Here is a 12,991-nt window from a genome sequence, read left to right on the forward strand (position 1 = left end):
CCAGCGCCGCGTCTCGCGCGCGCTGCTCCTTGCCGCCTCGAGCCTCGCGAGGCGTCGCGCTAGATCTCGATGACCGTGCCTTCGCGCGCGGCGATGGTGTTCGGGAAGAGCTCGCGGGCGCGCATCTCCTTCTCGCGCACCATCGCGTCGGTCTGGTTGGGATCGTGGTGGTGCAGGACGAGCTGCTTGGCGCCCGCCGCCTTCGCGAGCTCGCAGCCCGCGACGAACGTGGCGTGACCCCAGCCCGTCTTCGGGCCGCCGCCGACCTCGCCCGCGTACTCTTCGGGCGTGTACATGGCGTCGAAGATCAGCACGTCGGCGCCCATCGCGAGCTTCTTCAGCTTCGGATCCACGATCGCGTAGTGCTCGGAGTCGGTGATGTACACGACGACCTTGCCCTCGTGCTCGACGCGGTACGCGTACACGCCGTTCGGGTGGTTGCCGCGCGCGTTGGTCACGCGCACATCGTCGTTCGGGCCGATCGTGACCACCTCGCCCTCGTAGAGGTCGCGGAAGGTCATCGCCGCGCCCATCTCCGTGAGGTGCACCGGGAAGCTCGGGTAGTCCATCTGCCCGGCCAGCGTCTCCTCGAGCGTCCGGGAGACGTTGAGGCCACCGTAGAGATGGATCTTGTTCCCGCGCACGAACGCGGGCGTGAAGAACGGGAACCCCTGGATGTGATCCCAGTGCACATGACTGAAGAACATCCAGGCTTCGAAGGGCATCTCCTTGACCAGCTCCTGGCCGAGGAGACGGAGCCCCGTCCCGCCATCGAGGATGACCAGCGTTTCGCCGGCACGAATCTCATAGCAGCTCGTGTTGCCGCCTACTTCGACCGTGCCTGCACCGGGCGTGGGGATGCTTCCGCGAACCCCCCACATCTTGATCCGCATCCTGCCTCGCTCGCTGAACCCCGCCCGTTTCAAGGTAGAGCTATTAGATTCCGAGCGCGGGCAGCGTCAAGCCGCCTGGTGCACCGGGAGCAAGGAAGGTCGCAGACGTGGAGACCTGGCCGGGGAAGCAGGGCCAAGGCGCCAATGTAGTCAGGGGATAGGTTGCGGGCCCAGCGGCGGGCGCGGCCTGCCGCTGGGGGGCCGGGAGCGCGCGGCGGCGAGGCGGAGGCGGTTGGTGGCGGGGCGGAGGCGGTTGGTGGCGGGGCAGAGGCGCGGGCGGCGGGGTGGGGGGCGCAGGTGGCGGCCACAGGTCGGCCTGCGGGCGGCGCGGGCATCGGAGCGGCGCGGCCCGCGGGCGGCAGCGGGAGGGCAGGACGATCGCGCGCAGCGGGCACGCGGAGGCCGCGGCCGATGGGCTATGGTCGGTCGCATGCCGCTCCACGCGGACGCCATCGTCGTCCTCGGCTGCAGGGTGTTTCCCTCCGGGCGCCCGGCGGCCCCCGGCGCGCGCCGCGCGGCGCGCGCCGCGGAGGCCTACCGCGCCGGGGTCGCGCCGTGGGTGATCGCCAGCGGCGGGCGCCGCTGGGGCGCGCAGGTCGAGGCGCGCGTGCTCGCCGCCGAGCTGCGGCGCGCCGGCGTGCCGGCGCACGCGATCCTTCAAGATCTCTGGTCGCTGACGACGCACGAGAACGCGATCTTCAGCGCGGCCCTCCTGCGCCGCGTGGGCGCGCGGCGCGCGGCGATCGTCACCTGCTCCTGGCACATGGCCAGGGCTCTCCAGAACTTCCACGACGTCGGGATCGACGCTTGCGGGCTGCCGGCGTCGCGCGTGGGCGAGCCGGTGGTTGCGCGCGCATGGCAGCGCGGTCACGAGGTGGTCTCGATGTGGCTCGACGCGCGCGCGATGCGCCGCAGGCGGATCCTCAGCGAGAGCGCCGCCTGGCTGCTCGACGCCGCTCGTGAGGGTGAACCGTGATCATGCCGAGAAGGCGCTCCTCTCCGCTCCTCGTCCTCGCGCTGCTCCTCTCCGCCTGCACCGGGCAGCCGGCGCCGGGCCCCGCGCCCGACGCCGGGAGCTCCGCGGCGGCGCCGGCCGCGAGCGCCGGGGCGGCGGGGCGGCTCGATGCCCTCCTCGCGGCCGAGCAGCGCCGCGCCGCCCTGGAGGTGAGCCCCGCGGACCAGCAGAGCCGCGACGTCGGCGTGCGGCGCGCCGCCGCGCGGGCCCTCGCGCGCATCGGCGGAGACGCGGCGTGGCCTGGGCTCACGCGGGCGCTCGCCGACGAGGACGACGAGGTGGTCGCGTGGGCCGCCTACGGCCTCGGGTTCTCGTGCAAGGAGCGCGAGGCCGAGGCGGTCTCGGCGCTCGTCGCGCGCGCCCTCGCCCGCGACGCCCGCCCGAGCCCCGCTGCGTCCGCGGCGAGCGCCGCCGCGTCCGCGTCCGCGGCGGCGCCGGGCGGCGGCGCCGCTGCGGGGGCGCCGCCGCTCGACGCGGGCGGCGCGCTCGCCCGCGCCATCGGGCGGTGCGGCGCGGAGGCGTCGGAGCCGACGCTGGTCGCGTGGCTCGGCGGCCCGCGCGAGCGCGCGATCCACGCGGCGTACGCGCTCGGCGATCTCGCCGCGATCAAGCTCAAGCTGCGCGAGGAGACGCTCGTCGCGCTGCTCAACCTCGCCTCGGGGAGCGCGGCGAGCCCGCCGGTCCCCGAGGCGCTCTACCCGATCGGGCGCCTCGAGCACGTCCCGCTCACGGTCATCCCCCGCATCCGCGACGTCGCGACCGCGCGGCTCGCGGAGGCCTCCGACGCGCGGCTCTTCGCGGTGCGCGCGCTCGGCCGGGCAGGGGAGGCGGCCGCCTCCGAGCTCGCGCGCGTCCTCTCCGCGAAGGGGGTGTTCACCGCGAGCGAGCGCGCCGAGGCCGCGCGCGCCCTCAAGCGGCTCGGCCCGCCCGGCCAGCGCGCCCTCGCCGACGCGGTCGCCGCGCTCGCCCCGAGCGCGGACCCGATCGCGCTCACGGGCCTCGTGAGCGAGGACTTCGGCGTGCTGCTCACCGCGCTCGACGCGCTCGGATCCGCGGGCGCTGCGCGCAAGGCGCTCCGCGATCTCGCCGCCCTGCCGCCGCCGCCGAGCGCGCCCGCGGCGATCCTCCGCCGCGTCGCGTGGCTCCGCTGCGGCGCGGCCCGGCTCCTCGCGGGCGGGGACTACCGCGATCCGCTGCTGCTCGGCTGTGACGTCACGGCGCCGGCGGAGCCGGGGAGCAAGCCGGACGCAGGCGCGCCGGTGCGCGGCCCGATCGGCGCCCGGGCGGTCGTCGAGGTGATCGGCCGCGACGCCATCACGGGCGCGCGGCTCGCCGCGTTCCGCGCGTACGCCGCGTCGGGCGATCTGCGCGCGCGGGAGGCCGCGATCGAGCTCATCGCCGCGCACGAGGAGATCGCCGGCGCGCCCGACCTGCTCGCGAAGGCGCTCGCCGCGGAGGAGCCGGGCCTCGTCGCCGCCGCGGCGGAGGTCATCGCGCGGCAGCCCCAGCGCGCGTCGGAGGCGCCGGGGAAGCGGAAGCGCAGGAAGCGGAGCGACGAGAAGGACGCCCTCGCGGCGGTCACGTCGCCGGCGATCGAGGCCGCGCTGCTCGCGATCCTCGACCGCCCGGGCGCGCGCGACGATCCGGAGCTGATCGGCGCGGTCGTCGACGCGGTGGGGGCGCTGGCGCTCAAGCCGGCGGAGGCTCGCCTGGAGCAGCTCTGCCGATCGAGCCACCCCACGACGCGGGCGCGCGCCGGGACGGCGCTCGGCGTGCTCAGGGGCCGCAAGATCGCGTGCGACGCCGGTCTGCCGGGGGACGCGGGCGCGGCGGGGCGGCCGGCCGTCGCGCCGCCGGTCGGCGAGGTGCCGGCCGAGGCCTCCGCGCTCGTGCGCGCGCCGGCGGTGCTGATCTTCGACACGGACGCCGGCGAGCTCACGATGACGCTCGACCCTGCGCTCGCGCCGATCGCGGTGACCCGCTTCGTCGATCTCGCGCGCTCCGGCTATTACGACGGCAAGATCGTCCATCGCGTGGTGCCCGGCTTCGTCACCCAGTTCGGCGCGCCGTTCGGCGACGGCGCCGGAGGTCCGCCCGGCAGGCCGGCGCTGCGCTGCGAGACGTCGCCGGTCGCGTTCGAGCCGCTGCGGGTCGGCGTCGCGCTCGCCGGCCGCGACACCGGATCGAGCCAGCTCTTCGTGATGCACGCGCGCGCGCCGCACCTCGACGGCCAGTACGCGGCCGTCGGCGTCGCCGCCGGGCCGTGGGTTGCGCTCGCGGATGGGGACATCATCCGGAGCGTGAAGGTGCAGAACTGATCCCGTGCGCGTGCGCGTGCGCGTTGCAAGTGCACGTGTAACGTGAACGGCCGTGCCGCGGCGTGGCCATCCATGTCGGTTGACAACCGCCCCCGACCGGCGCTCTACAGTTTAGCGTGGTCATTGCCTCCTTTCTGGCCGTCGCGGTGCTCGTGTACACCTACTTCGGGTACCCGATCGTTATCGGCGTCCTGGCGCGCCTCCGGCCTGCGCAGCGGAAGGAGGATCCGGACTACGTCCCCACGGTGACGGCGTGCATTCCCGTCTTCAACGCGGCGTCGTATCTCCCGGCGAAGGTCGAGAGCCTCCTCGCGCTCGACTATCCGAAGGACAAGCTGGAGGTCCTGCTCTTCTCGGACGGCTCGACGGACGACACCGTGCTCGTGGCGCGGCAGCTGGCCGAGCGCGATCCTCGGGTGAAGGTGATCGTCAGCGAGGCGCGTCGTGGCAAGCCGATCGGCGTGAACACGATGCTCGGGGTCGCGACGGGCGAGGTGCTGTTGATGACGGACATCCGCCAGCCGCTCGTGCCCGGGGCGCTGCGCGCGCTCGTGCGGCTCCTGGCCGATCCGAACGCGGGCTGCGTCTCTGGCAACCTGGTGCTGAAGGGGTCGGCGGGGTCGGGGGCTTACTGGCGTTACGAGAACTGGATCCGCCTCCAGGAAGGGCGGTTCAGGAGCATGGTGGGCGTGACCGGCCCCATCTATGCGATCCGCCGCGCCGACATGAGCCACCTCCCGGAGGGCGTCATCCTCGACGACATGTGGGTGCCGATGCGGCTCCGCCTCGAGGGGCGTTCGATCCTGTTTGCTCCCGACGCGATCGCGTACGACGACGCCTTCGGCGACGAGCGCGAGTTCGGCCGCAAGGTGCGCACGCTGGCCGGCAATTATCAGCTCTTTTCGCTGCTCCCGGCGCTCCTCGTCCCGTTCAGGAACCCGTCCTGGTTCGAGATCTTCTCGCACAAGCTGCTCCGCCTCGTGTGCCCCTGGGCGCTCGTCGCGCTGCTGATCACGTCGACGGTCGCGTGGATGGGCGCCGAGATGAGCGGCGACGCCTCGTGGACGCTCTACGCGGCGCGCGCGCTGTTCGGCGGGCAGGTGGCCTTCTACCTGCTCGCGGCGCTCGGGGGCGCTGCGGGCAAGCTCGGCGCGCTCGCGCGGACGTTCGTGGTCCTGAACGCGGCGGCGGTGGTCGGCCTCTGGCGATACCTCCGGGGCTCGCAGAAGGTCACCTGGTAGCGCGGGGCGCGCCGGGGCTACGGCTCCAGGAGACCCACGAGCTCGTGAACGGCGCGCTGCGACCGCCTGAGGGAGAGCGACTCCGGCAGCAGCCGCTCAGGCCCTTCGGGCGGCAGCGACTGGAACCTGACCGGCGCGGGGAGGACGTCGAGCCCTGCGCGCTCGAACATGCGGAGGGAGCGCGGCATGTGGAGCGCGCTGGTCACGACCACGACGGCGTCGGCCGACAGGCCGCGGGCGATCCGCGTGGAGTGGAGGGCGTTCTCTCGGGTATCGCGCGACTCGGTCTCCAGGATGATCTTCTTCCTGGGAACGTCGAGCTCCACGAGCAGATCGGCCATCGCGCCGGCGAGCTGGGTGGGCGCGCCTCGGACGTCCTTCCCCGAGACGATGACGTGGCCGAAGCCGTACTCGCGGTAGACCCGCACGGCGGCGAGGCCGCGCTCGAGGCCTGCCGCCGACTGCCGTTCCATGGCTGGCTCGCCGAACTCGTCGGCGTCGATGCCGGCGGTGAGGATGACGAGGACCCGCCGCTCGGGTGAGCTTCCGGCGAGCTCCGCGTGCAGGTCCCTCGGCACGGTGCTGATCCGGCGCGCGAGCGCGCTGGAGAGCCAGGGCGTGGAGAGGAGCCACAGCGCGAGCCAGGCGCTCCACGCGAGCGCCCGCCCGATCTTCGCCCCGCGTGTCCGGAAGCTCCAGTCGCCGCCGGAGAGCGCGAGGCCGACGCCCGCGGCGACGAGGAGCACGAGCAGGGGGTCGACGAGGCGGGAGATGGGCAAGGCGAGGCTCGCCGTGAGGCGCTGGGTGGGCTCACTCTATGAAGGCGCCGGCGGGGCGATGCGAGCGAAAAAGGGCCCGTCTCCAGGTGAAGCGGCGGGACGGAGCCGATCGTGGATCGTCCGCCCCGCAGCGACGCGCGCTTGCGGCGGTTCGTTGTGGAGCGAGGCTCAATGCCGCCGGTGGGTGCGCCGGCGCCTGGTTGCGGCGGCGAGGGCGAGCCCGGCGAGGCCCGCGGGGAGCCACCCGTCGGGGGCGTTGCCGGGCATCTGGCAGCCGCAGCCGCCGTCGTCGCTGGAGCGGCTGACGCTGCCGCCGGCCGAGCTCTCGCCGCCGGTGCCGTTGCCGCCTGTGCCGCTGCCGCCGGCGCCGTTGCTGCTGCTGGCGTTGGCGGGCGGCTCTCCGAGATCGAGCGGCGCTTCTGCGTCATCGGCCGCGACGAGGATGGGCGGCGCCTCGCCGGTCGCCTCGTAGATGGCCCGGAGGTCGTCTCCCGTGCTGTCCGTGCGGTTCTCTGCCTGCAGGAACTCGATGTACTCCTTCGTCATCGACTGGTAGTACACGCGCGCCGAGAGCGTCTGCCTGCCGAAGGCGTTGGCCGGGACGGTGAGCGTGAAGCGCGCCTCGTCGTAGTTGCGGTATCCGCCGTTCCCATCGGCGAAGTCGATCTCCTGGGTCGGCTGGGTGGTCCGCGACGGGACGAAGCCCTTCGGCGGGATGCGCGTATCGGAGATGATCATGTCGTGGAGCGCGAGGTGCTCCTCCTTCTCCCCCACGCCCGCCTCGCCGTCCCATCGCCCGTGCACGGCCCGGTACTCGTGCGTGGGCGGCTCGTGCTGGATCTCGCCGGTGTCGGCGTCGTAGCCGCCGAGCAGCGGCCGTTCGACGCCGTTCTCGTCGACGAGGAACACGGCGATCCAGGCGCGCCGGCTCTCGGCATAGCCTGTCGGGAACTTGTGACCGGTGAGGTTCTCGACCCGGACGGTGACGGCGATCTCCTCTCCTGGCGCGGCCTCCTGCGGGGCGTCGACGAGGGTGACCGAGGCGGCCGAGGCGAGGCTCTTGAGCGTACCTTCGAGCGCGAGCTCGAAGGAGTCGGCGTACTCCGCGGCGCGCGCCGGGTCGGCCGCCATGACGGCCTGGATGCCCCAGTGGTTGCCGCCGACGAGGAGGTGGGCGCGCGGATTGGTTCGAAGCGGTCCGCGCTCGCCGACAGGCAGCTCGCCGATCCTCCTCTGCATATGACAATCGACGCAGCTCTTCCGAGCGCTCGAATCGCCATTGCGGAAGTCACTGGAGGCCCACTCTTCGTAGGTTGTGTCGAGCGGAAACTCGATGGTGGTGGGAGTTCCGCTCGCGTCCCTCAGCATGACCTCCGGATTGGTGACTTGATGACATTGGCCGCAAAATTCGGATTCGCCCAGCGCGGGCGCCGCATCTCCAAGGTGAGATTCAGACTCGACGTCCGGATATGGGCCATATACCAAGGGCGTGGCTGTGAACCCAGCAGCCGCGGGGGTGTGGTCGAACACGAGCTGAGCGTTGCTGATGATGTACGATGTCGTGATTTCAGGGTCTGACGTCGTCATCGCGCGATGACAAACGCTGCAGCTGATGCCCTGACCATCGACGATCTTCCCATCGACCGACGCCTCGGGGTCGAATGCAGAGCCATCCGGGGGCGTCGCTCTCCCGTTCAGGAACCCGACGGGAGAGTGGCATCGCAGGCAGAAGGTCCCGACCCCCGGCGCGTCCTGGTTGGCAATCGCGAGAGCAGCTTTGAAGACAGGATCGCGCCATGCGTTGGCCATCATGGTGCCCGCCCACGTGTCGGTGGGCATGTAATCCCGGTGTTCCTCGATCTCTGCTCGATGGCAGCCGGAGCAGCGCTCGGCGGTGCCCAAGTTGTTCGATCGTGGCATGTCGTCTGCAGTCGTGCCCTTGAGGTCAGCGATCCCGGCTGCCGCATCGTGACTCAGCAGCCCGAGCGCCAGCACCCAACCCACCGCCAGTCTCCGCGTCTTCTGCATAGCTCGAACCCAGATCTGGTAAACTGCTCTCTTCGGAAATCAGGGACCAGCGATGGACACCCACGCTGGTCCCTGTGGACTGCGGGCCAAACTATTCCGGATCGATCCGGAAGATGCTGCCTCCGTAGGATACGATGTACAGCTCGCCCGCCGCATCCTCGCCGAACGAGGCCAGGCCCTCGATGGCGCTCTCAGAACCGAAGTCTTGGCTGAGCGAGCTCCTGGGCGTGGCGACGCCGTCCTTCCAGGTGAGCATCCAGACTCGGTCCGTTTCAAAGTCGCCGAACAGGTACTTCCCACGAAGCGCGGGGATCCTGCTCCCACGATAGACATAGCCGCCTGTCACCGAGCCGTCGCCGCTGTCGTGGTCATACGCGAAGACGGGCGGCGTGATCGTCGGCGAGTCGCAGCTGGTTGCCTGGTCCTCCTGAATGCATGTGCCTCCCTCGGTGACGCTCCATCCGTAGTTCTTGTGGCCCTGGCCGCGCGGCTCGATGTTGATTTCCTCGAAGAGGCGTCCACCGACATCTCCAATGTAGAGATCACCCCTGCAGCGGTCGAAGCTGAAGCGCCAGGGGTTGCGCAGGCCGTAGTCCCACACGTACGGGTCTCCACCGGGGACGTTGCCCGCCGGCGCCGTGGGGTGATTGTCGACGTCTACACGAAGTATCTTGGCGTACTTCACCTCGATGTTTTGTCCATTGTTGTCCGGATCGGGGTCGGAGGTGCTCCCGCCGCCGTCGCCGACGCCTACGAAAAGCATTCCATCGGGGCCGAACGCGAGCATCCCGCCGTTGTGGTTGCCGACCAGCACCGGGAACGAGAACAGCGTGTTTCGTTGCTGCTCCGCCTGCCCCGCCTGCGGCTGCGCCTGGTCCGGATTGGACTCTGAACGCCTGAACTCTCGGAGAGCGATCGTTCGTGACCTTGTGTTGTAGTAGACGAAGAATCTTCCGTTGGTTGCGTACTGCGGGTGAAAGGCGAGTCCGAGGAGGCCTCGCTCTTCCTTGTCGGTGTCAGGTTGATAGACCTCTGCGGTGATGTCGAGGAACGGAGCGCTCTGCAGTTCACCGTCCTTGATGAGGCGAATGGTTCCACGCTGCCCCACGACGTAGAGCCGACTGGCATCTTCCGGTTCGCTCGTCACGAACACCGGCTGAGTCAGGCCGCTTGCTATTTCCGTGAGTTTGAGCGGCGGCACCGTCCCACCCGGCTCGTCGCACTCGATCGTCCCGCTCCCGCCGGCGCCGGAGCCGGCGCTGGTCGCAGGGCCGGCTCCGGCTCCGCTGCTCGTGGTCGTGCCCGGGCCGCTGGTGCTGCCGCTGCCACTGGTGCTGGTGCTGGTGCTGGTGTCCGAGCCGGTTCCGCTGCTCGTGGGGGCACCGGTCGAGGTGCCGCCGCCGGAGCCCGTTGTACCGGGACCGGATCCTCCCCCGCCTCCTCCGCCTGCGCCGCTCTCGCTACCGCCGCAGCCATTCAGGGTGAAGCCGAGCCCGAAAAGGGCGGCTGCGATGGGCATAAAAGGAAAAAGGAAACGCTTCTGGTCCATCATGCAGTAGGACACTATCCGAACAGCGCGCCCCTTGGTATAACTTTCCACCGCTCGGCGACGTCGGCATCTTGCGGCAGACGCCCGGACCGGCGGGTATGACTACAATGCAAGACGCTTCCCTACTGCTGTTTGGAATTCTATCGCGCCGGATTCCATCGACGGCGCGCTCCTGGCTGGAGCGCGCCGAACGGGTGGCCGGGACCGGTGCGGGGCTCGGCGGCGCGCCCGACGCGCGGGAGAGCGAGTCATCGACGTGGTTCGATCTCGACCGCTTCCTCGCGACGTTCACTGCGGCGGCACGCGTGCTCGGTAGGGGGCAGCTCGGGCTTCACCCCGACGAGCGGGATGCCCTGGAGGCTGCCGGTGTCGCCGGGGTGGTCGATGGCCGGGCGCTGGATGAGCTCGGCCGGGTAACGATGCTGGCGCAGGTTTCGGGGCGCCTGCCCGCTCCGGAGCTCGAATCGCTGCTCCGTGTTTGTTATGAGCAGGGAGATGGCCGGGAGCGGCAGGCGCTCCTGCGGGCATTGCCGTTCTTGACCGAGGCAGAGCGCTTCGTTCCGCTCGCGGTCGAGGCGTGCCGAACGAACGAGCTGCCCATCTTCGAAGCGATCGCCTGCGAGAATCCCTACCCGGCTGCCTATTTTCCCGATCTCAACTTCAACCAGTTGGTCCTCAAGGCCATGTTCATGGGCGTGGCGCTCGCCCGGATCATCGGGCTCGATCGACGGCGATCGGGCGAGCTCGCCAGGATGGCGGAGGACTTCGCGAGCGAACGGAGGGCGGCTGGCCGGATCATTCCGGCCGACATCGGCTTGCTCTCTCTGGACCACGAGCGTGAGCGCGCGACGCGGATCCCCGAGTGAAGCGGCGCGCTGCGGAGGGACTCTTGAAGCTATTCGATCCCCACATCCACATGACATCGCGGACGACGGACGACTACCAGGCGATGGCCGCGGCCGGCATCGTGGCCGTCCTCGAGCCGGCGTTCTGGCTCGGTCAACCGAGGACCCATGTCGGCACGTTCGAGGACTACTTCACGTCCCTGCTCGGCTGGGAGCGTTTCCGGGCCAGTCAGTTCGGCATTCGTCACCTTTGCACGCTGGGGCTCAACCCGAAGGAAGCCAACAACCCTCGCGTGGCGCAAGGCGTCATCGATCTCTTGCCGCGCTATCTCGACAAGGAAGGCGTGGTCGCGGTCGGGGAGATCGGGTTCGATGACATGACACCGGAGGAAGAGAAGTATTTCGCCCAGCAGGTCGAGCTCGCCCGAGAGCACGATCTTCCGATTCTGGTGCATACGCCGCACCGCGACAAAAAGCGGGGTACGGAGCGGACGCTCGCGCTGGTGCGGGAGCTTCGGTTCCCTGAAGAGCGTGTGCTCATCGATCATAACAACGAGGAGACGCTGCCGCTCGTGCTCGCGACCGGCTGCTGGGCCGGCCACTCCATCTACCCCAACACCAAGATGGACGAGGATCGGATGGTCGCGCTGGTCAAGACATTCGGCGCCGAACGGATCCTTATCAACAGCGCGGCGGACTGGGGCGTGAGCGATCCGCTCAAGGTCCCGAAGACGGCGGCGCGCATGCGCCAGAATGGGATCGCTGACGAGGTGATTGAGCGGATCGTCTGGAAGAACCCCCTCGCGTTCTTCTCCCAGAGCGGCCGGCTCGATCTCGCGGAGTTCGGCGAAGCGCCCGCGGTGGATCAGCGCGCCCTGTTCGAGGGGAACTCGGTCCTGCGCGGGCAGGCTCCCGTCGTGAAGAGCTGATAGAACAGGTATGCACCGCACTGTCGTTCTCAATGTCGTCGGGCTTACCGGCGAACTCCTGGGCGATGCGACGCCGAACCTGAAGCGGCTCGCTCAGGAGGGCGTGATGCGCCCTCTTCAGACCGTGCTGCCGGCGGTCACATGCACCGTCCAGTCGACGTTCACGACAGGCCTCCTCCCGAGCGGGCACGGCTGTGTCGCGAACGGCTGGTACTTTCGCGATATCGCCGAGGTGAACCTGTGGCGCCAGGCGAACCAGCTGGTGACGGGGGAGAAGATCTGGGAGGTCGCGCGTCGGCGCGACCCCACGTTCACCTGCGCGAAGCTGTTCTGGTGGTACAATATGTACAGCTCCGCAGACTACGCGGTGACGCCGCGGCCGATCTACTGGGCGGACGGGCTCAAGCTGCCGGACATCTACACGGAGCCGGCATCGCTGCGCGATGAGCTCGTCTTTCGGCTGGGTGAGTTCCCTCTGTTCAACTTCTGGGGACCGAACGCGGGTATACGATCGACGGAGTGGATCGCGCGGTGCGCCCGCCACGTATATGACACGCGACGGCCAACGTTGACGTTGGTTTACCTCCCGCATCTCGACTACAACCTGCAACGGCTAGGGCCGGATCATCCGGCGATTGCGGATGACCTCCGCGCCGTGGACGCCGTTTGCGGCGAGCTCATCGAGCATGTACGGAAGGACGGGGCGCGCGTGATCGTCCTGTCCGAGTACGGCATCACGCGGGTGTCCGGGGCAGTCCACATCAACCGGGCGCTCCGAGAGCAGGGCCTCCTGCGCGTCCGCGTTGAGCGTGGGCTTGAGAAGCTCGACGCTGGCGCGTCCGAGGCATTCGCCGTGGTGGACCACCAGGTGGCGCATGTCTACGTGCGTCGTCCGGAGCGTGTCGGGGCGGTGAAGGCGCTGCTCGAAGGGCTGCCTGGAGTGGACTTCGTTCTCGACGGTGAAGGCAAGCGTTCTGCCGGGCTGGATCATGCAAGATCGGGAGAGCTCGTCGCGGTGTCACGAGAGGATCGGTGGTTTAGCTACTATTACTGGCTCGATGACGAAAAGGCGCCAGAGTTCGCCAGGACGGTCGATATTCATCGCAAGCCAGGATACGATCCAGTGGAGCTGTTCGCTGATCCCAAGCTGCGCGTCCTGACGGCTCGCGTCGCCTGGAGACTGCTTAAGAAAAAGCTAGGTTTTCGCTATCTCATGGACGTGATCCCGCTCGATCCTGTGTTGGTGCGCGGGTCACATGGGCGGTTGCTTGAATCCCTCGATCGAGGCCCAGTGTTCATGTCCAGTTTTGACTCAATCGTGTTGGGTGAAGCGGTCCACGCTGCGAATGTCGCTGAGATAGTTTTGAGCCACGTCTTTGGTTGATGCGTTGTGC

General features: G+C 69.7%; 10 protein-coding genes. 6 read left to right on the forward strand and 4 right to left on the reverse strand.

The window, feature by feature from the left end; genetic code table 11:
* Positions 1-59: 59 nt before the first annotated feature.
* Positions 60-893 carry an MBL fold metallo-hydrolase gene (locus WMF22_RS04815; protein ID WP_020733205.1) on the reverse strand — a complete coding sequence of 278 codons (834 nt, stop codon included), beginning with the start codon at positions 891-893 and terminating at the stop codon, positions 60-62.
* Positions 894-1,323: 430 nt separating this feature from the next.
* Here WMF22_RS04815 and WMF22_RS04820 point away from each other — a divergent pair, with 430 nt between their 5' ends.
* The 3 genes from WMF22_RS04820 (at position 1,324) to WMF22_RS04830 (ending at position 5,467) form a co-directional block, all read left to right on the forward strand.
* Entirely contained in the window at positions 1,324-1,869 is a 546-nt protein-coding gene (locus WMF22_RS04820; protein ID WP_437297928.1) for a YdcF family protein, read from the forward strand.
* A gap of 2 nt (positions 1,870-1,871) precedes the next feature.
* Positions 1,872-4,226, forward strand: a complete 2,355-nt coding sequence (locus tag WMF22_RS04825; protein WP_437297929.1) for a peptidylprolyl isomerase — start codon at positions 1,872-1,874, stop codon at positions 4,224-4,226.
* 116 nt (positions 4,227-4,342) lie between these two features.
* The gene (locus tag WMF22_RS04830) at positions 4,343-5,467 is read left to right on the forward strand and encodes a glycosyltransferase family 2 protein (RefSeq protein WP_437297930.1); all 1,125 of its coding nucleotides are present in this window, start codon (positions 4,343-4,345) and stop codon (positions 5,465-5,467) included.
* Between the two features lie 17 nt (positions 5,468-5,484).
* Here the strand turns inward: WMF22_RS04830 and WMF22_RS04835 are convergent, their stop codons facing one another.
* From WMF22_RS04835 to WMF22_RS04845, 3 genes are all read right to left on the reverse strand, one after another.
* Positions 5,485-6,246, reverse strand: coding sequence for a YdcF family protein (locus WMF22_RS04835; RefSeq protein ID WP_438034994.1), 762 nt, complete (start codon positions 6,244-6,246; stop codon positions 5,485-5,487).
* Positions 6,247-6,414: 168 nt separating this feature from the next.
* Complete coding sequence (locus tag WMF22_RS04840; protein ID WP_438034995.1) at positions 6,415-7,485, reverse strand: MYXO-CTERM sorting domain-containing protein; 1,071 nt, start codon at positions 7,483-7,485, stop codon at positions 6,415-6,417.
* Positions 7,486-8,365: 880 nt separating this feature from the next.
* Positions 8,366-9,826, reverse strand: a complete 1,461-nt coding sequence (locus WMF22_RS04845) for a PQQ-dependent sugar dehydrogenase (RefSeq protein WP_438034996.1) — start codon at positions 9,824-9,826, stop codon at positions 8,366-8,368.
* Positions 9,827-9,894: 68 nt separating this feature from the next.
* On the opposite strand from WMF22_RS04845, the gene WMF22_RS04850 reads away from it, so the two are divergent.
* Genes WMF22_RS04850 through WMF22_RS04860 form a run of 3 tightly spaced genes read left to right on the forward strand, consistent with a single transcriptional unit; the run spans position 9,895 to position 12,981 of the window.
* On the forward strand, positions 9,895-10,689 hold the full coding sequence (locus WMF22_RS04850) for an EboA domain-containing protein (RefSeq protein ID WP_438034997.1): 795 nt from the start codon (positions 9,895-9,897) through the stop codon (positions 10,687-10,689).
* A gap of 23 nt (positions 10,690-10,712) precedes the next feature.
* The gene (locus WMF22_RS04855; RefSeq protein WP_438034998.1) at positions 10,713-11,597 is read left to right on the forward strand and encodes a TatD family hydrolase; all 885 of its coding nucleotides are present in this window, start codon (positions 10,713-10,715) and stop codon (positions 11,595-11,597) included.
* Positions 11,598-11,607: 10 nt separating this feature from the next.
* Positions 11,608-12,981: an alkaline phosphatase family protein gene (locus WMF22_RS04860; protein WP_438034999.1), complete on the forward strand. Its 1,374-nt coding sequence runs from the start codon at positions 11,608-11,610 to the stop codon at positions 12,979-12,981.
* The last annotated feature ends 10 nt before the right edge of the window (positions 12,982-12,991 follow it).

The sequence above is a fragment of the Sorangium sp. So ce204 genome (assembly GCF_051526795.1).
Taxonomy (GTDB): domain Bacteria; phylum Myxococcota_A; class Polyangia; order Polyangiales; family Polyangiaceae; genus Sorangium; species Sorangium cellulosum_B.

Coding starts and splice junctions, on each gene's coding strand:
- WMF22_RS04815 (WP_020733205.1), bottom strand. CDS start 893: ATGCGGATCAAGATGTGGGGGGTTCGCGGAAGCATCCCCACGCCCGGT.
- WMF22_RS04820 (WP_437297928.1), top strand. CDS start 1,324: ATGCCGCTCCACGCGGACGCCATCGTCGTCCTCGGCTGCAGGGTGTTT.
- WMF22_RS04825 (WP_437297929.1), top strand. CDS start 1,872: ATGCCGAGAAGGCGCTCCTCTCCGCTCCTCGTCCTCGCGCTGCTCCTC.
- WMF22_RS04840 (WP_438034995.1), bottom strand. CDS start 7,485: ATGCAGAGGAGGATCGGCGAGCTGCCTGTCGGCGAGCGCGGACCGCTT.
- WMF22_RS04845 (WP_438034996.1), bottom strand. CDS start 9,826: ATGATGGACCAGAAGCGTTTCCTTTTTCCTTTTATGCCCATCGCAGCC.
- WMF22_RS04860 (WP_438034999.1), top strand. CDS start 11,608: ATGCACCGCACTGTCGTTCTCAATGTCGTCGGGCTTACCGGCGAACTC.